At 35.3% G+C, this 19,930-nt stretch carries 11 protein-coding genes; 4 read left to right on the forward strand and 7 right to left on the reverse strand.

Going from position 1 to position 19,930, the window contains the following annotated elements:
• The first annotated feature begins 1 nt into the window (after nt 1).
• Complete coding sequence (locus tag GJU41_RS19670; RefSeq protein ID WP_154319325.1) at nt 2-7,012, forward strand: non-ribosomal peptide synthetase; 7,011 nt, start codon at nt 2-4, stop codon at nt 7,010-7,012.
• A 103-nt stretch (nt 7,013-7,115) separates the two neighbouring features.
• On the opposite strand, the gene GJU41_RS19675 is transcribed toward GJU41_RS19670, so the two are convergent.
• From GJU41_RS19675 to GJU41_RS24760, 3 genes are all read right to left on the reverse strand, one after another.
• Complete coding sequence (locus GJU41_RS19675) at nt 7,116-8,126, reverse strand: fatty acid desaturase family protein (protein WP_154319326.1); 1,011 nt, start codon at nt 8,124-8,126, stop codon at nt 7,116-7,118.
• Between the two features lie 221 nt (nt 8,127-8,347).
• The gene (locus GJU41_RS19680; protein WP_170292847.1) at nt 8,348-9,034 is read right to left on the reverse strand and encodes a 4'-phosphopantetheinyl transferase family protein; all 687 of its coding nucleotides are present in this window, start codon (nt 9,032-9,034) and stop codon (nt 8,348-8,350) included.
• 4 nt (nt 9,035-9,038) lie between these two features.
• On the reverse strand, nt 9,039-9,239 hold the full coding sequence (locus tag GJU41_RS24760) for a hypothetical protein (protein WP_170292848.1): 201 nt from the start codon (nt 9,237-9,239) through the stop codon (nt 9,039-9,041).
• 824 nt (nt 9,240-10,063) lie between these two features.
• On the opposite strand from GJU41_RS24760, the gene xerS reads away from it, so the two are divergent.
• Together xerS and GJU41_RS19690 are read left to right on the forward strand one after the other, a co-directional pair.
• On the forward strand, nt 10,064-11,182 hold the full coding sequence (gene xerS / locus GJU41_RS19685; protein ID WP_154319328.1) for a tyrosine recombinase XerS: 1,119 nt from the start codon (nt 10,064-10,066) through the stop codon (nt 11,180-11,182).
• A 350-nt stretch (nt 11,183-11,532) separates the two neighbouring features.
• Nucleotides 11,533-12,357 (forward strand): Rpn family recombination-promoting nuclease/putative transposase, encoded by an 825-nt coding sequence (locus GJU41_RS19690; RefSeq protein WP_154319329.1) that lies wholly within the window; start codon nt 11,533-11,535, stop codon nt 12,355-12,357.
• Nucleotides 12,358-12,510: 153 nt separating this feature from the next.
• Here GJU41_RS19690 and GJU41_RS19695 read toward each other — a convergent pair whose 3' ends face one another.
• Together GJU41_RS19695 and GJU41_RS19700 are read right to left on the reverse strand one after the other, a co-directional pair.
• On the reverse strand, nt 12,511-13,026 hold the full coding sequence (locus GJU41_RS19695; RefSeq protein ID WP_154319330.1) for a DUF3189 family protein: 516 nt from the start codon (nt 13,024-13,026) through the stop codon (nt 12,511-12,513).
• A gap of 306 nt (nt 13,027-13,332) precedes the next feature.
• Nucleotides 13,333-15,846, reverse strand: coding sequence for a PIG-L family deacetylase (locus GJU41_RS19700; RefSeq protein ID WP_154319331.1), 2,514 nt, complete (start codon nt 15,844-15,846; stop codon nt 13,333-13,335).
• 330 nt (nt 15,847-16,176) lie between these two features.
• Here GJU41_RS19700 and GJU41_RS19705 point away from each other — a divergent pair, with 330 nt between their 5' ends.
• The gene (locus GJU41_RS19705) at nt 16,177-17,367 is read left to right on the forward strand and encodes an ROK family transcriptional regulator (protein ID WP_154319332.1); all 1,191 of its coding nucleotides are present in this window, start codon (nt 16,177-16,179) and stop codon (nt 17,365-17,367) included.
• 80 nt (nt 17,368-17,447) lie between these two features.
• Here the strand turns inward: GJU41_RS19705 and GJU41_RS19710 are convergent, their stop codons facing one another.
• A complete protein-coding gene (locus GJU41_RS19710; RefSeq protein ID WP_170292849.1) occupies nt 17,448-18,413 on the reverse strand; it encodes a BadF/BadG/BcrA/BcrD ATPase family protein in 966 nt (321 codons plus the stop codon).
• On the reverse strand, nt 18,406-19,929 hold the full coding sequence (gene argH, locus GJU41_RS19715; protein ID WP_154319334.1) for an argininosuccinate lyase: 1,524 nt from the start codon (nt 19,927-19,929) through the stop codon (nt 18,406-18,408). The genes GJU41_RS19710 and argH overlap by 8 nt, the downstream gene beginning before the upstream one ends.
• Between the last annotated feature and the right edge of the window lies 1 nt (nt 19,930).

Genomic DNA, 19,930 nt, shown 5'->3' on the forward strand with positions numbered 1-19,930 from the left:
AATGGAATATAATATGTATGAAACATCATCAGCTCAAAAGCGTTTATACCTAATTAATAATCTGCTCGGCGACAGCATACTTTATAATATTCCAACTATTAAATTAATTGAGGGGCAACTAGATCATCAGAAATTGCATAGAGCTCTATATTTATTAACTGAACGGCATGAAGGTTTACGCACATCATTCGTTGAAAAGGAAGGGGAGGTTCTACAAGTAGTGTGGGACACTCCTAAATTAGATTTTCAAATTAAAGATAAGTCTAGAAAGGTAACGGATGAACTCATAGATGAGTTCATCCGTCCATTCGAGTTTGCCAAGGCTCCCTTATGGAGGGCAGAATTAGTAAAGTTAGACACTCAAAAATACTTATTTCTCTTTGATATACATCATATAATAGCTGATGCAGTTACTGTTAATGTTATCTTTGAAGAGCTGTTAACCTTGTACCAAGGACACACACTTCCCCCATTAGAATTTCAATATGTTGATTATACTATTTGGCAAAATGACCAACTAAGTGAGATTAATATAAATAAGCAAGAAGAATACTGGTTAAAACAATTCTCAGATGGTGTCCCTTTGTTGGGTTTGCCACTAGATGCCGCTAGAAGAACAGAAGATTATTCGGGCGGCATAGTTTCAATAGAACTTGATAAGACATTAGTTAACCAACTACTAGCCTTAAGCTCTAAGTATAATGTTACTTTATATATGGTCCTTCTCTCCGTATATAGTATACTTTTGGCGAAATATTCGGAACAGGATGATGTAGTTATTGGTACACCAATTGCAGGAAGGACACATCCCGAATTTGAACGTATCGTTGGGATGTTTGTAAACACTCTTGCTTTACGTCAAAAACCTGCAGGACATAAGCATTTTACTGAATATCTTGAAGAGGTAGCAAATAATACATTTAACACACTTGACAATCAAGATTATCCCTTTGAAATGCTTGTTGAAAAATTAAACCCAGAACGAATTAGAGGACGTAATCCAATATTTGATGCTTGCTTTGCGATGCAAAATTCACAATCCACAGACATAGAAATAACAGATTTCAAATTATCGAGCTATCCATATCAACAAAAAATAGCTAAATTTGATCTTAGTCTTTATGCTCATCAACAGGATAACAATTTGCGTATTGATATAGAATATCGTAAATCCTTGTTTTTTAGAGAGACCGTTGAAAGAATGCTTCTACACTTTTTGAAAATTGCAAAGGTAGTCTGTGATAATCCTCATATCTGTATTGATGAAATAAATATGCTTAGTGAGGAAGAAGAAAGGACACTAATCTATTCGTTTAATAAAAGTCACATCAAGTCTCCAAAAGGACAGACTATTGACAGATTGTTTGAGCAACAAGTTGAGAAGACACCCGATAAGAATGCAATTATTTTTGAAGGATCTTCCCTAACGTATCGAGAATTAAACGAACGTGCAAATCAACTAGCCCGCATATTACGAAAGAAGGGAGTAAAAGCTGATAGTGTTGTAGGGATTATGGCCACACCATCCATCGAAATGATGGTAGGAATTTTGGCTATTTTAAAATCTGGAGGAGCTTATTTATCTATCGATTCAGCTACCCCGCTTGAACGAGTAGAATACTTATTAAGAGATAGTGGGGCTCTACTGTTCCTTGTACCATCTAATGATACTTGTGAATTGGTAGAGAAAATGCATTCGAATTTTCCAATTAATACCCTTTTTCTCAATGATCCAACTCTTTACTTTGGAGAGACGAAAAACCTCGAAAAAATCAATAATGAAAAAAATTTGATGTATATTATTTATACTTCGGGGTCAACTGGAATGCCTAAAGGAGTAATGGTTGAGCACCAGGCTGTTACTCGTTTTGTAAAGAATCCTGGTTCTTTTACCGTCTCTCAAGAAGATAGGGTTCTACAAACGTGTTCATTAGCATTTGATGTATCTGTATATGAAATCTGGGGGACTTTGCTTCTAGGTGCTACACTTTACCTTATAACAAAAGAAGAACTTCTTAACGCTCGGCAACTTGACAATCATATAAAACGTTATGATATTACCATAGCATGGTTTACAGCTCCCCTATTGAACCAACTAGTTGATGAAAATCTATCTATCTTTGAGAATCTGCGACTGTTGATTTCAGGTGGTGATACCTTGTCTCCACGCCATATTAATCTATTACGTTCCGAGTATCCAAATTTAACAATTATTAATGGGTATGGTCCATCTGAGAGTACTATATTCACAACGTTCCATACTATTCAAAAAGAATATGAAAAGAATATTCCTATTGGAAAACCATTACCAAATACAGAAGTCTATATTTTAAACAGTTTAAATCAGCCTCAACCAATTGGTGTACCTGGCGAGCTTTGCATTGGAGGAGAGGGTCTAGCTAGGGGATACTTATCACAGCCAGACTTAACGAAAGAAAAATTCGTTCCTAATCCTATAAATGGACAGCGCATGTATCGATCAGGAGACCGTGCTAGATGGTTAGCTGACGGTACTATTGAATTTTTGGGACGTATGGACAAGCAAGTTAAAATAAGAGGTTATCGTATCGAAATAGGGGAAATTGAAACGGCTATTGGTAATGTATCCAATGTTAAGGAAGCAATTGTAACTGTACATATAGATGAACAAGAAGGGAAAAACCTCTGTGCGTATATAGTTGGAGAAGTATTACCTTCAGAACTTCGCAAAGAAATTTCAAAGACCTTGCCTGACTATATGATCCCTACTTACATCATTCCTATGAGTAATTTCCCTTTAAGCACTAGTGGAAAAGTTGATCGTAAAGCTTTACCAGCACCCAATTCAGTCGATAAAGATCATAATAATTATGATCTTCCTGAAACATTAATAGAAAAAAAGTTATCAGAAATGTGGTCCGAAGTTCTAGGTCACACAACGATTGGTGTAAACGAAAATTTCTTTTCACTAGGTGGGCACTCTTTATTAGCAGTCTCTTTATTGGGAAAAGTTCATTTAGAGATGGGAGTTAACTTTACGTTAAGTAATTTATTCGATCATCCAACTATTCGAGAAATGGCTGGTTTAATTGAAAGTTCAGAACTTCAAAAAGTCGACACTATTCCAATTGCTTCAAAGCAGCTTTATTATGAAGTGTCGTCAGCACAGAAAAGTATGTACTTATTGCATGAAATGGGAAGTCAAACAACCTATAATATACCACTAGGTTTTAGGTTTAAAGGTGAAATTAACGTTAAACAATTAGAAAAGGCAATATATGAGTTAGTAAAGCGTCATGAGTCTCTTAGAACTTCCTTTTCAGTAGTTGACGGGAAAATAGTACAGATTATTCACCCACAAGAAGAAGTAATAATAGAATTTGAGGATTTAAAAATTACAAATGTAGATGATGAAAATCTTGATGAAACTGTAATGGACTTATTTATTCGCCCATTTGATCTCAGTAAAACACCCTTGATAAGGATTGGCATAGTTGAGACTGGGGACCAATCCCTTGTGCTCTTCGATATGCACCATATAATATCAGATGGAGTGTCTGTCGATATTCTAATGCACGAGTTTATAAAGTACTATAGTGGTGAATATGTAGAACCATTGCGCAGACAATACAAGGATTTTGCGGTATGGCAGAATGAAATTGCCAATTCTGAAATAATGAAAGAAAAAGAAGAATATTGGTTAAATCAATTTAAGAGTGAAATTCCCGTATTGTCATTGTTGACAGATTCCCCTCGAAATCCAGGATTTTCTTTTGAGGGTGGCACAAGTAGCGTTACCCTTGATGGTGTTCTTGTAAATTCTTTGAAACACTTAGCAAACAAGAATAATGTGTCTCTCTTTATGTTGTTTCTTTCAGCATATAACGTGCTTCTAAGCAAGTACAGTGGACAAGACGATATTATTGTTGGTACTCCTGTTTCTGGTAGAACCCATCCTGATGTAGCTAAAACTATTGGCTTATTTGTAAACACGTTAGCATTGAGGAATTTTCCATCAGCTAATAAAAATTTTGCTGATTTTTTGAAAGAAGTACGATCCAATGTTCTAGACGCACATGAGCACCAAGATTATCCAATTGAAAAGCTAGTAGAAAATCTTAATTTATCGAGAGATAGAAGTTTACATCCACTATTCTCAACTTTATTTGTGATGGAAAGAGCTGCAAAAGTAGATGATGATAATTTAGGTCTGAATATAACGCCAATAGAGCACAAAATGAAGACAGCTAAATTAGATTTAATGTTTGCAATAACAGAGGATGAAAAAGAGTTAACTCTATTCATACAATATAGAAGTGATTTGTTTCTTAAAGACACGATTAATAAAATGGCTAGTAAATTTATTTATCTTCTTGAATTAATTTCTCAATATCCTTATGAAAAGATAGAGAACTTAAGTATTCTTCCTAAAGAAGAGCAGCAGACGATGTTACTTGATTTTAACAATACATCAATAGATTTTCCGCGAGGAGAAACAATTCACCGATTGTTTGAGAAACAAGCTGAAAAGACACCTCATAAAAACGCAATTGTGTTTAAAAACGCTTCATTAACATATGCGGAATTAAACACACGAGCCAATCAACTTGCCCGTATTTTAAAAGCGAAAGGGGTCAAAGCTGATAGTGTTGTTGGTGTTTTAGCTGAACCTTCTTTTGAGATGGTGGTAGGAATATTGGCTATCTTAAAGGCTGGAGGAGCATATTTACCTCTTGATCCTTCTTATCCAAAAGAGCGCCTACGTTACTTATTAAAGGACAGTCAAGCTCATTTGTGCTTAATACAAAGAAACGATTATCATTTTAAAACGAAAATGGAAGAAGTTTCAACTCCTTCATGTGAAACGATTTTTCTAAATGACCAAACTCTATTTACGGGAGACATAAAGAACTTGCAAGGAAGCAGCAGTTCGAGAGATTTGGTGTATATTATCTATACTTCTGGATCAACTGGAAAACCTAAAGGAGTAATGGTTGAGCACCAAGCTATTACTCGCTTCGTACTGGAACCTGGCTCTTTTACTGTATCGCCAGAGGACAAAGTCCTTCAAACTGGTTCTCAGGTTTTTGATATCTCTGTATATGAACTGTGGGGAACGTTGCTTAAAGGAGCGACCCTTTATCTTATTCAAAAAGAAGAACTTCTTAACGCGCGGGATCTTAGTAATTACATGGATAATTATGGTATTACTATCGCTTGGTTTACAGCACCTTTACTGCATCAACTAGTGGATGAAAGTTTATCCATATTTAAACGGTTACGTCTGTTAATTTCTGGTGGTGACACACTTTCACCTCGACATGTCAATCTGTTACGAGCGGAACACCCTAAATTAACAATAATTAATGCATATGGTCCATCTGAGAGTGGTATCTTCACGACATTTCAAGTTATTCAAGAAACGTATGAAAAGAATATACCAATTGGCAAACCGATTCCAAATACAGAAGTATATATTCTAAATCATTTCAAACAGCTTCAGCCAATAGGGTTGCCCGGTGAACTTTGTATTGGGGGAGAAGGACTAGCAAGAGGATATTTGTCGAGACCTGATTTAACGGAAGAAAAGTTTGTTCCGAATCCATTCAAAAATGGAGAGAGAATGTATCGATCGGGAGACAGTGCAAGGTGGTTAGATGACGGTACTATTGAGTTTTTAGGACGTCTAGATAAGCAAGTTAAAATACGTGGGTTTCGTATAGAAATAGCTGAGATTGAAACAATTATTAGTAAGGTGAATGGTATTAAAGAGGCGGTGGTTATTGATCGAGTTGACACGAACGGTGAAAAGTACCTGTGTGCATATTATACAATCATGACTAAATCTGACACTTTAAAAACTAACTTGCGTGAGGAGCTTTCTAAGCTGCTACCTGATTACATGATTCCATCATATTTTGTTAGACTCTTACAATTGCCACTGAACATAAATGGAAAAATAGATCGAAGTAATTTGCCAGAGCCCACTGATGAAAATTGTGTGGGGATTAATTATGTTTCACCAAGCAATAAATATGAGGAAAAATTAGCTGAAATTTGGTCTGAACTTCTTGGCTTAGTCAGAGTTAGTGTTCTAGATGACTTCTTTACACTTGGAGGTAGTTCACTTAAGGCATCTAAAATGGTTTCCTTATTTTATAAAAAAACAGGAGTGGATATTCCTTTAAGTCAAGTTTTTTTGTATCCTACCATAAGGCAGCTAGCAAGTTTATATAGTGCGCAAAATAAGAGTCAGCACTCGTCCAGAGACGAAAAGATCTTACTGCTAAAACCTAGTGGAGGACAAGATGAACATTTCTTTTTTATCCATGACGGAAGCGGTGATATAAGCGGCTATTTAGATATTGTGAAAGAACTTGACAGCGACCGGAATTATTGGGGGATTAAAGCAGATTTTGATGTTCTTAATGATACAAGTATTGAAAAGATAGCTAGTAGTTACATTAAAAAACTGAAAACAGTACAACCTGAAGGACCGTATTTCATTACGGGGTGGAGTTTAGGAGGAACAATTGCATTTGAAATGACCAGACAGTTGGAGATGAATCAAGAAATAGTGGCTTTCCTAACTATAATTGATTCTCCTGTACCTCAAAGAAATAATGCAAATGAGGCTAACTTGGATAAGGAATTGAATATGCTGGAAAATATGAATATCGATTTTTCGTACTGGAAAAAAACATTTCCTAAAGAGGCAATTCCACTCATCCCTAATTTTTATCAATTAACAGAAGAGGAACTCATCTTTAGATTAAGCATATTAAATAAATGGATTAAAGCTCAACAAAAATATTATCCTCAACAAGCTGTTATGTCTAAAATATATCTTTTTAGTACTAAACAATCATTAAAATGCTTAGAAAAAGGATGGGGGTTTCATTGTAACGAAAAAATTAAATCTTTCAAAATATCGGGAGATCATTTTACGATGGTGAAATTTCCAAACTCAATTAGAATTTCTAATGTTATTAATGAGGAGCTGAAAAATTTTAATAAAGTTAAGTCTATTTGATTATCGTAGCATGATTTTAAGAAAAAATTGAATTTTTTATAGAAAAAAGACGAGCAGGATGCTGGCATCCTGCTCGTCTTTACATTTAATGGCCTTGCCAATGTCACAGTTTTCCCCTTTTATTCCAAAAAGGAATACGACCTTGAATATCATCAATTACGGAAGAAAAACCGGGTGCCAAGGAAACGAAAAAACCTGTACAGTGGTGTGCTTTTCTATATTCTTGATCTTCCATTAAGATCAGATGTGCCTTCTTTATATTATAATGTGGCACAGCAGGAAAAAGGTGATGGACTAGATGATATGAATTATGATGTGGATGAAGAAGAAAGCGTTCAAACCAATTTCCAAAGGAATTCCTCGAAGCAAAAATTTCATGTTCATTTTCTAAACCTGCATGTTCTGCCATTTCAGCCCAATATTTTAAAATTTGGAATGAAGTCAAGAACGGAATAACCCAAAACAAAAGAAGTACATCCCAAAAACCAAATATCACTGAGCTAGAAATAATTAATAACCAATAAATGTTTCGTGCATACCTATCAAACCGAGATTCATCTTTAGAATACATACTTACCTTTATCATTCCCAATATGTATCTTGGTACATGAATTAGTAACAATGGTTTTAGAAAGTGAAAAATAAAAAACTTCACTTTGCTTTGCTCAGGCTTATCTAAACCAAATATACGATATCTAATTAAGTCTGGATCATCCTCACTCCATAAATACTTATGGTGCGTCATATGCCCTTTACAATAAGCTTGATAGGAAATCATTATTGGGTAAGCAGCAAAGATACATGTAATCCACTTGTTTAACTTCTTGTTTTTAAAAAGCATGTTATGACTAGACTCATGCATCATGATATCTAGCCCACGCATTCGACTACCAATAATAAATATACTAACTAAATATACCCAAATAGAAGGAAAGATGTAATAGAGTGTCACAACTAATGAAATCATAAACCAATCCAGAGCTATAGCAAAAATGTTATACCAATTATTTTTCTTTTGCAACTTCCGAATCTCTGCGCGAATCTCTTTGGAAAATTGGTATTTTACCAAATGTTGAGGGGGTTTTTCACCAATATGGCTATCTAAATTGTTCATCCAGTATCCTCCTAAATTTGTATCACTTGACACTCATTACTGCAGAGTATTTTGTTTTAATAGCTCATATTAATCACATTCTGAAGATGCTTATTAGTTTTTTTATTGAATATTTAAACTTTTTAAAACGAAAAAATCACCTTATTACCATTATATTACTTTGTTGGAAGTGAAACAATATTTTTTGAATTTATATTCATATCAATCGATAATAATAAAATTCACTTGTCTTTATTCAAGATAGTTAGTAAATCATTGTAATTTATTACTGTTAAATCTTTTGGAAAGTTATTATTGTTACTGCATGCAGCTATAGTATGTAATGGATCGATGTTGTATTGTTTGAAAAAGGGGGTTTGAGAAGTAACACTTTGTTCTATATAAATTCCTTCAGGTTGATTCATAATAGAGAAAGAATTTAATGGAATGGAAAGCCCTTGCCCAACATACTTAATAAAACATTCTTTCAACGTCCAAGTATTATAAAAAGAGATGAGCTTTTCAGAGGTTTTTTTTTCTTGAAGATATGCACTTTCCTTTCTAGAGAAGCAATAATCAGCGATACTTAAATCAATTGGTTTTATTTCTTCAACATCTATTCCCACCTCTGTGTTACCAATAATCGCTACTATCCATTTCCCTGAATGAGAAATATTAAAATAGAATGGATTATTTTCAATAAAGGGTTTCCCGTGTGCAGTAAATTCTATTATAATTTCACTGTTTTCAATATTGAAGGAATCAATTGCAATTTTTCTTATTAATATTTCGGACAAAAGCGTTCGATAGGAGTCGGATATGTTTTTAAATTTAGACAATTTGGCTTTTTTTGTTGGAGAGATATAATCAATTAAAGTGTTATAATCACGTACAAAATCTGGTAATTTTAATGCGTAAAGTTCTAACATATATTTAAGTATCTCTTTCATATTTCTTATTTAAAGTTTTTAGTTCATATTTAAAAGTATGAACTTTATTAAATTCCTTCCAAAAAAAATTCGCAATTTCATCACTTGCAATGTATCCAAATTCGATTTTGTATTTTTCATCGCAATATTCTCGAAACTTTTCTATAATTTCATTTTGATTTGGATAATTGCCACTAATAATCATCACATCTTTCTAGGAATTTCACCTAAATTATATCAAATATACTTAATAAATACAAAATTTCAATTATGAGGAATTCCCCTTGTTAATGACTTGGAAAATACTACTTTAACCACTTTTATTCTGGGAAAAGCTTTTCCTAGTTTATCCTTTTTCAATTTATTGTTGCTCGAAGCAAATTAATTTGCTTTCAATGTGTCTTTGCCGAGATTAATTTTCTATATATTTTGGGGACACGTTTCTAAATTAATAATTGATATTGGGAAACATTATTATTGGTTATACTAACAGGTGAGAAACTTGTACAAAATAGGCAGATTAGAGGGTGTAAATCTTATATTCTAGCAGGATTTCTATTTTACATCGGATTTCGTCTTTGTTATAAGTAAGTTGGTGGGGAAGGGACATTAATTAATTTAATTATGCGTATAATACTAATTTTACGAAGATTCCATTATAGAAAACAAAACAAACGTTTGCTATAATGAAATTTATCAATATGTTGAGGTATTTCCATGGGTTAATTCTTTGCACAGTGAATTTAGTATGAGAAAAATGTTTCTCCCCATTTATATTTTTGGTTCAACTGTTAAATGAACTTTTCATAAAAATAGATTGATATTGTTTTCCTTCAGCTTCATAACTTAATGAATATGAAATTACTAGCACAATAGTTAGCAGAGAAATTCAATATTGAAGTTGATAAAGTTCAAAAGAAAAAAAGATTCCATGGTCCTTATTCATAGTAAATAAACAATAATATTATTATGTAAATAAATATGTGTAAAAATTGTATTATACACACAATATTTTTAAGAGGTGTATTCATGGCTACATCCAGGCAGCATATTACTCATAAACAAAAATATGAAGACATTCTTAAGCTAATGCCAGATTATGTCCAGGAATATGTATTAGCAATGGAGGAAAATGACAGGTCCCCCTCCACCCTGCTTAATTATCTTTTGGATTATGAGGATTTCTTTAATTGGTTACTTACAGAGGGATTTTCTTCTTCACAAACAATCTCTAACATTCCTCTATCAGATTTGGCTACTTTACCCCTTGATGCGGCTAGAGCTTACTTTAACAAAGTTACCAATGAAGAAATTGTTGTATCTAAACATGAGAAAAAAACGCGTGAAAAGACATCAGTTAATCGTAAAAAATCAGCCTTAAGATCTCTTTTTAAATACTTAACAACCCAAACAGAACGCCTTGAAGACGGAGAACCCTATTTTCATCGTAATGTTATGCAAAAAATAAGTGTAAGCAAGCCAAAAGAAACTCTGAATGAACGCAGTAGAAAATTGACAGATACTATATTTGTAGACAATGATGATATCAATTTTCTATCTTACTTAAAGAATGAATATGAAAAATGTCTATCGGATAGACAAAGATCTTATTTTCTAAGAGATAAGGAAAGAGATTATGCAATCTTTTCTCTTTTTTTGGCTAGTGGAATAAGGGTTAATGAGCTTGCTGATATTAGATTGAGAGACATAAATTTTAAAAAGAATAGAATATCAATTATTAGAAAAGGTAATAAACTGGATAGTATTCAAGTGATACCTGACGCTATGAATGATTTGAAGGAATATTTACAGATTCGAAATGAACGGTATGGCGGATCCATTGAAGAATTTGAATATGTATTCTTGTCTAAATACAAAGGTAAGAGTTCTCCCCTTTCAGTTCGTGCAATACAAGACTTAGTTCGTAAGTATACGAAATCCTATGATAAAGGTATGTCACCTCATAAACTTCGACATTCATATGCAACCACTTTGATGGATGAAACCAATGATATTACTTTGGTTATGGATCAACTGGGACATACCTCCACCTCTACTTCAGTTCTTTATGTTCATAACTCACAAGAAAAGGCAAAGATGGCTGCCGAAGCGATGGGATTAAGAAGGACTAAACTAAAGGATAAGTAAATCAGACAAAAAAAGGGTCATACTTGGCCCTTTTAGTAATTCATTCACTGTTTTTAAAGCTAAGTCCTCATATTTTAAAAGCTTTTTATTTGTTAATCCCCCCTAAAAAAATATTCTTTTTTATAATTAATTTTCTGAAAATAAAATAAACTCTTAACCCATTCTCTTATTTATAAATGGATCAATCTGTAATTGATTAATTTTATGTGCTAAGAAATAATAAGGTATTTAACTGTATTACTCGCAAAAAATACCAATGATTACAAGGCTCAGGACGTTTGTAATGACTATACCATATGCTTTGAATATACTCGATTTCATTGTATAATGAAGATAGAAGGAGTTTGATTATGAAACGGCTAAAACCCTTAAATGATTTTGTATTTAAAAAATTATTCGGTGAAAATAAAGATAAAGATTTATTGATTGGTTTCTTAAATACAGTACTTGAAAATGATGTAGAAGACTTATATATAGTTGAGGAAAAGCTCAATAAAGAAAAAATCGATGATAAACAGGGAATTCTTGATATTAAAGCCATTTGCTATACAGGTGAAAAAATCAATATAGAAGTGCAATTGGCAAATGAATATAACATGAAAGAAAGAACGTTATTTTATTGGTCCAAGCTGTTTGCAGAGGATTTTAAAGCAGCAGAAAAGTATTCAGATCTAAATAAAACCATTACCATTAACATACTAGGATTTAATTATTTGGAAGATATTGAGTCATATCACTCAAGCTATAAGATTTATGAAGATAAAACCCAAAAACTTTTGACAGATTTACTGGAAATTCATTTCATTGAAATGCCAAAATTCAATGAAATAGATGTTGATTTGCATAATCCTCTGCACAGATGGTTATTATTTCTAAGAGGAGATTCGGTCAAGCAGCCAAATTTAGAGGAGGTGTTTATCTTGGATCAGTTGGTAGCAAAAGCAGAAGATAAACTACGCCGTTTAAGTGCTGACGAGGAAACCATTCGAATGTATCAGCTTCGAGAGAAATTTATTGCGGATCAAAAAACTCAAATTGATGGAGCCAAGAACGAAAAAGCAATTGAAATTGCAAAAAGCTTACTCAAAATACCGAGTATGTCCGTTCAAGATGTAGCAAATCATACCGGTTTACCGTTGAATAAAGTGAAAGATTTAGAAAAAGAAGTCCGTTAAATACCTTGAGTGCCTTTTGGTACTCTTTTTTAATGATAATGCAATTAACAAAATAAATTTCTCATATAACTGGTAATTTCCATTTAATAATTTTTTATGATTATAAAAAATAGAATTTTATCATTGCTAGAGGAATTTTGATTTTTGTTAAGATTAATTTCTATTTTTGCCGAAACCGTTATCTAAAATTTCAATATTTCTTATAGCAGCTTTACCTTGCTCTTTTGTATGTTGTACTAACTTTATCAAATCATCATGCGCTTGTTTTGCCCCAATTACCAGTAATGGAACACCAATAAAGTCTAATTTTAATCTTCTTGAAAACAAGCCTCCAAGCGTCATTGATAATGGAACAGTTGGTGAGGTATTTGAAAATATGATCTTTTCATCTAGTCTCCCGGTTTCATTAATCATTTCCAAAACACTTTGAATTGAGGGGACGATAAGATTGGAAGAACCACGCCCAAGTGTACAAACTTTATTACCATCTTGGTCAATTCCATGAAAAAACAACTTTCCCATGTCTTTCGTTTTTAATTTATTAAACAATTTTACAGAAAGTATTTCGTGATTAGAGGGTTTTACGTTATCTGTTAGTTTATTTAAATGGTAGGCTGCTGCTAAAGCAGAAGAATGTGTTCCTCCATAGCAGTTATAAATGTATATCATAGAAGTCGCACCTTTCTTTTTTCTCTTCAAATATCAGCCAATAAACTTAATAATTTAAATTGTAAGTACATTGTTTATATTTAATATTTTGGTCAGAAAGATCACTTTATTATGTCCTTTAAAATATTAACTATAACAGACAATGATGTATGTCATTCTTCTTACCATATACACAATTTAAATATCATAGTCATTAATTTATGAGAATTAATATAAAAAACCCTCTCATTATGAGAGGGTTTTCTAAAAGGAAATACAGTTCTTCAGATTAAAAACGATCTTCATTTGATCAGTATATTTTAAGTTTTACTTATTTGCTCCGTAACTGATAAGATTGGTGAAAATTCTATACCCTCCTGGAACTTGGCCTTGAATTTGGCGATAGAATACTAAGTTGGTATAAAGATAGGTTCCTTCACCGTAATCAGCCATAAGAATTCCGCCATCGAATGGTTCCTCGTTAGGGTCAGCCATGCTAACGAAAGTCTCAAAACGATCGTCCCATTTCATTGGATAATAAAGACCTCGCTCTTGAACCCATCCTTCCCAGTCCTTTTCTGTAATTTTGTTAGGATAGTTGAAAAGTGGTGATTCTGGTTGAAGTACATTTACAGTCGCGTTCTCATCTGTAACCCTCCAACGAATAGAAGGATTTCCAATAGTCAATGGATACGGAGCTGTCGTCATGGCATCCCACCCATCGCTTGGCTTATGGTATTGAACGACAAGGTGCCCGCCCTCTTCTACATATTTCATGAGGCGTGCGTTATTGGCTTTTAGGTCTTCTCTTGAAAGGTAAGCCCTGATTCCTGTAACAATTGTATCGTATTGACTCAAATCACCACTTGCAAGGTCTGATTCAGTCAGTTTTGTAATGTTTAACCCTGTATTTGTCAAAGAATCCGCAATGGTGTCAAACCCACTATCAATGTAGCCTATTTTTAGGTTAGGCTGCTGCAGTAGTTCGAAGGCAACTCCATCTATTTGTGCAGGATACTGATAATAGAAAGTTCCTATGTGATCATAGCTTATTTCTTGGATGGTAGAATTGTAAGTTTTTCCGTTCGCTGCTGCTTTTGCCTCAATATCAAATTCATCTTCAGTAATTCCTTTAGGAGGAATTAACTTGAATGCTACTTCTTTTTCCTCAAACTGTTTACTGAAGTTGACTGCTGCTTTATTCGGTGTTGCTCTCCAGCCATCAGGGATGTTTAATGAAATTGATGATTGGATTTCTCCGCTGTGATAGTTTTTAACCTTCACTTTCACGGGCATTTCCTCTGGTACGTCTGCGGTATTCACTACAACGTCTTTAGGGGACATTGTGGGAGAAAGATCTGGAAGAACAGCCACTGTCTCCTCTAACTCTTCTGTATGTTCAGTCTTGGTTCCGCGATTTTTAAAATCAATATTGACGCGTATTGCAGGTTCGTCATAAGCATGAAAATCCTTTGCGTTTTTAGGCACGTCAACTTTGTAGATGATTTTCGCTGTCTTTCCAGGAGAAAGATCCTTCACATTATTTTTCGCCGATGCTTTCCATCCCTTAGGAACGGCTAAAGAAAGATCGATGTCTTTAAGGATTTGTTCTCCTCCATTTTTAAGGGTGATTTCCACAAATGTTTTTTGCCCTTTTGTTAAGACGTTTGATTCTGCTTCAGCAGAAACTTCAAGATTAGAAGAAACAAAACTTACCGTTTCCAGTTGATTTTCTTTAATGGAAAGCTTGTGAAGAAGATCTTTCTTTAGTTTTTCATCAAGCTTCGCTTTCTTTGTTTTCTTTATCAGCTTACGCACATCTTTTAATGCAGTTTGTGTTTTTGTAAAAATCTTGTTTCTATTAGGGTAAGCGGATACGATGGAGTCTAAATTTTTCTGAAGCTTACTTAAATGGACTCCGGTTGATTTTTCTTTTTTAGGAAGGGCAAGTGCCCATTCTGTCAGGTCATATGGGACTCCTGCGAACAATTCTTTGCTATCTTTTGTATCTACTGAAGTTTTAAGTAATTCTAGATGGGTTTGTCTAGGAGCTGCAGGAATGTCATTCCCCATGCCTTGACTCTTATGCATGTAACGAGATTCTTCTCCTAGCTGAGGATAGGTCATGTTGTAGATAGGATCGAACATTCCGATCTCAATAGAGGTAGTAGCTGTTTGTGGAGATTCTGCCGGTAAAAATAATTTTTTCACCTGCCATACAGATAATCCTTCTTTTAACTGTTGTGGATATACTTTAGGATTTGCGGCATCTTCAAAGGCCCGTTCACTTAGAATTTCCATTGCTCTATGATGACCGTGCTGAGTGTGGTCATTTCTAAAAGACGGCATAAGAATATCTGGCTGATACGTACGAATAAAACGAATTAATCGTTCGTAGGTAAGGTCCTCTCCCCATTTTGCTAAGGTTTCTTCAGGTGTTTTTGAGAAGCCAAAATCGTATATAGGGTCTGAAGTCGTTTCACTCAGATGATATGCTTTAACACCCGTAATTTTCGACGCCTCAATCATTTCTCTAGAACGAATAATCCCAAGGGCGTTGTCTAATTCGTTTCCGATTTCATTCTGTCCGCCTTCGCCACGGTTAGCTATGAGACTTGAGGTTGTAACGCCAAGCCCTCTTGATAAGTATGCTAAAAAGTCACTTCTTTCATCATCTGGATGGGCACCTGTATTTAAAAAGGTGACCGTTGTTTCAAGTGGTTTGAGTGTATTCCACAGCTCTACATCCGGCTCTTCTTGTGAGGCACTTGCATGGCCTCTGATTTGCAGTGTGGATATAACAAGGATAATGGAGAGTAATGCTACTATAAACTTTTTCAATGTCCGTAACCCCTTTCATTATTTTGTTTTAACAGTGTAATAAGGTACTCCTTTCTTCATGGGTATTTAGTAGGTTAGTAAGACTACCTAACTAACTTGAGGTGTAAGACCTTACCTAATGATAACCACAAAGGGATAATATTGTAAATACTCTTTATTTTCAAAAAACTTCAAAACGATAGTTTGCCACTTAAAAAACTGGGCGATTATTCCAACATATTTAGTAGGGATAATTTTTGTAAACACGGAGATTTTGAGTTATATTTTAATTAAATAAACTCTATTCAGATAAGTTGAGGCCGTGATGTAATGACTTTTAAGGGAATTCCAATGCAAATGAAATCTTTCAATAAAAAATGTATTCTTCAATGCATTAAGGATCAATCTCCTATTTCTAGAGCAGAAATAGCTGTCAAAACGAAAATAAGCAAGCCCACTGTTTCATTGTTAGTTGACGAACTAATCCAAGAAAATTGGGTTTTTGAAAAAGGTATCGGTGAATCCTCTTCACAAGGTGGCAGGAGGCCGATTCAACTCTATTTTAACGAAAAGGCAGCTTATATCATTGGAACCGATATTGGTGGTACCAATGTGAGAACGGTCATATGTGACCTTGGAGGTAACATAATTGCGTTCAACAGTTACGCAACCCAAAAATATTTAGCCTCTGGATTGCTTAAACAGTTAGCAAAAACAGTTGATAATATGATGAAAAACCATAATATCGACGTTACTCAAGTGTTGGGTATGGGCGTTGGTGTTCCTGGAACTACAAACACTTCTAGTGGGTTAGTAATAGAAGCACCCAGTTTAAATTGGGTTAAGTACCCTTTTATTGAAGAAAGCAAGCAATATTTTTCTTTTCCTGTGTTCGTTGATAACGATGTCAATGTTGCATGTCTGGGAGAACAGTGGCTTGGCAATGCCAGGAACAAAAGGAATGTTCTTTACATATCAGTTGGTACCGGTATTGGCAGTGGGATTATTATCAACAATCAGCTATACCGCGGCTCTTCATGTGCTGCCGGGGAAATCGGATATATGGTCACGGATAAAAACGATTTGAAGGCTGATTTCAAACCTACTTTTAACCATTATGGTTATCTGGAGAGCATTGCTGGGGGGAAATCCATTGGCAACAAATTTACTGATAGAATCAAAGAAATCTCTGACCATCCTATGCATGAGCTGGCTCTGTCTTCTGGATTAACCGGAGAAGACGCGTTTAAGGCAGCTAAATGTGGGGATAAAGTTGCTCTCTCTGTTATAAATGAAGCTAATGAACATTTAGCATATGGCATTATTAATGCTGCTAGTCTGCTGAACCCTGAGGTTATTATTTTGGGCGGAGGCGTGCTAAAATCATCAGAGCTGATCCTGCCAAGACTGAAAGAAATAATAGAGCAGTACCTTCCAAGCACGGTAGAACTGAAGTGCTCCTTTTTAGGTGAAAAATCTGGACCACTCGGTGCTGTATCCCTTTTCTTGAGAGAATTCGATAGTATTATTCAATATTCATAAATATGGTTTTCTATATCTTCAACGTATTAACAAAAAAGAACCTGCTTTTTGCGATCAGTCATCTCAAAGCAGGTTCTTTTTTAAATATCTATATTCGAATTGTTCAACAGCCCTCTCTGAACAATGTACTCAAAGGGTTCCAGGTTGGCCAGAATCAACCGACTATTTGGAAATTGACCTTTCACTTTATCCCCTAACTGTTTTTGGATATATTGATTATGCTTAAGAATGCCACCTTGGAGTACGATAGTAATCTTTTCATCAGCGTCCAATGTTTTATCCATGACAGTATACAGCAATGAAAAGAGTTCATCAGTCGCTGAATCTAGAATGTTTTTGGAAACGGCATCTCCTTCCACTGTACATGCTTCTACGATCTGAGCGATTGCACCTATTGTGTCCACGGAGCTTTTTGTACCATACACCCAGTTATAAAGGGATTCAACTGTTGGCAGGTTGATTGCCTCTAAAACTCTATCTTTTAATAGCGTATTTGGTCCGCGTCCATCACTCATTTTTAAGATTGCACGAATTGCTTCCATTCCAATCCAATAGCCACTTCCCTCATCACCGACTTTATGACCCCATCCTCCTGCGCGGACGTATTCGCCCCTTCCATTATGGGCAAATGCAATGGACCCCGTCCCCGATATCACTAGAGCCCCGGGTTGGTTAGATGTGGCTCCAATCAAAGTAGAAAGGGCATCATTCTCCACAATAAGTTTCTCAAAATAGATGCCGGTTCTGTGACAAACGTCGTTAACCATTCGCTTTACTACATCTCTGTCTTCAGAAGTATCAATACCTGCCAAGGCAAAAACACCCGTTTGAAATTTAACCATTTCTTTCTTCTCGCAGACTTTTAATAACACTTCATTGATAGCCTCAAATAGGGCATTATTAGCTCCTTTAATACCTGCTACCTGATAGTTTGAAGCATGTGATCGACCAATTCCCATTACATTCCCTTTGGAATCAGTTATGACAGCAAGTGTCTTCGTTCCCCCTCCATCTACAGCTAAGAGGGGAAACGCTGCATTATTCACCTTTTTGAGCCCACTGCTGAACATACACTTTTAATATCTGCTCATACTGTTCCAGGGCTTCTTTCTTGCTTTTCATCCAACCTTGTAACTGTTTCTGTTCTTCTTTCTTATTTTTCAAAGTAGTTGTCATTCTGCTAGGCGCAGGTCCTCCAGGTAAAATCCGTACATGGACAAAATAGACGGGATTTAATGCATTCTTAAAGACATCTTCCGTTAGAGTTAATGGTTTTCCAATAACTTGTTCAGCATGCTCGTTCACTAGCGCAAGAGTAAGATCTCTCAGAGAATCTTTCCCTGCTTGAGTGAGCGACGTGACGGCACCGCTAACAATATGGTGTGATTGGCGGAAAGAGAGGCCGTCTTCTCGAACAATGGTATCTGCAAGCTCAGTAACGTTTGCAAAACTTTCTTTAGCTCGGTTTAACAAAAGGTCCTTGTCTACATTCATAGTCAGCAAAACACTTGAGAGCAGATGATATATTCCTTTTAGACGATCCATTGCTTTCCATAGGTATGGCTGCATGTCATCTTCAGTGTCTACAATATCCCCAAAAGGTGTATTGTGCACCATTGTGAGGACAGTCTGTGCATCACCGGCTACACCGGATAAGAGGGCTCTCATATGTTCAATGGAAACTGGATTTCGCTTTTGTGGCATGATGGAACTGATTTGAACATAAGGGGCTGCAAGTCGAAACGCTGCAAATTCCTGAGTACCCCATAACAAGAAATCTTGTGTGGACCTTCCTAGATTTAGTGCGGCAATTTGTACAGCAGTGGCTGTTTCCATAATGTAATCCGCACCTGAAACGGCATCCCAAGCATTATCAATTATATCTTCAAATCCAAGCAGCTCCTGCATGCGGCTGCGGCTGATTGGAAAGCCGGATGTAGTGAGGGCTGCAGCACCCATGCTGCTTCGGTTAACTGTTTTGTATGCCGATTGAAGACGTGTAATGTCACGTGTAAGCATATCAGTCATGGCGTTGAAATAATGTCCCAGTGTTGTCGGCTGAGCCTGTTGTGTATGTGTATAACCAATCATGATGGTATCGATATGTTCTTTTGAGAGTTCGATCAATGATTCCCTTAAATGCAAAGCCCCTTCAAGGAGATCTAAAATTTTCTCTCTAAGGGTCATACGATAAATGGCGATGCCCATGTCGTTGCGGCTCCGTCCGATATGAAGGTTACCCGCAATATCTCCAGCCTGCTCAATCAGGTTGTGCTCCACTTGGAAGAAAAGATCCTCAAACCGTGGATCGTATTCCCCTTTTTGAAGTTTTTCAATTTCTATATCGCCAACTGCCTGACCAATTTTCTTTGCTTCTTCCTCAGTAACTAGACCCTGCTCTTGAAGCATTACTAGATGAGCTGTGTGAATTTGAAGCATTGACTTTAAAAAATTCTGTTTGGCCTCATTGTAAGCTGGTTTTAAAACCATTGATGTATAAGATTTTGAGGGAAACGATTCTCCTTCGAATTCAATAATTTGATTTCTCAATGTTATATCCATG

Source organism: Metabacillus idriensis (assembly GCF_009674765.1).
Lineage (GTDB): Bacteria > Bacillota > Bacilli > Bacillales > Bacillaceae > Bacillus_P > Bacillus_P idriensis.

Coding starts and splice junctions, on each gene's coding strand:
- GJU41_RS19670 (WP_154319325.1), top strand. CDS start 2: ATGGAATATAATATGTATGAAACATCATCAGCTCAAAAGCGTTTATAC.
- GJU41_RS19675 (WP_154319326.1), bottom strand. CDS start 8,126: ATGAACAATTTAGATAGCCATATTGGTGAAAAACCCCCTCAACATTTG.
- GJU41_RS19680 (WP_170292847.1), bottom strand. CDS start 9,034: ATGTTAGAACTTTACGCATTAAAATTACCAGATTTTGTACGTGATTAT.
- GJU41_RS24760 (WP_170292848.1), bottom strand. CDS start 9,239: ATGATTATTAGTGGCAATTATCCAAATCAAAATGAAATTATAGAAAAG.
- xerS (WP_154319328.1), top strand. CDS start 10,064: ATGGCTACATCCAGGCAGCATATTACTCATAAACAAAAATATGAAGAC.
- GJU41_RS19690 (WP_154319329.1), top strand. CDS start 11,533: ATGAAACGGCTAAAACCCTTAAATGATTTTGTATTTAAAAAATTATTC.
- GJU41_RS19695 (WP_154319330.1), bottom strand. CDS start 13,026: ATGATATACATTTATAACTGCTATGGAGGAACACATTCTTCTGCTTTA.
- GJU41_RS19705 (WP_154319332.1), top strand. CDS start 16,177: ATGCAAATGAAATCTTTCAATAAAAAATGTATTCTTCAATGCATTAAG.
- argH (WP_154319334.1), bottom strand. CDS start 19,929: ATGGATATAACATTGAGAAATCAAATTATTGAATTCGAAGGAGAATCG.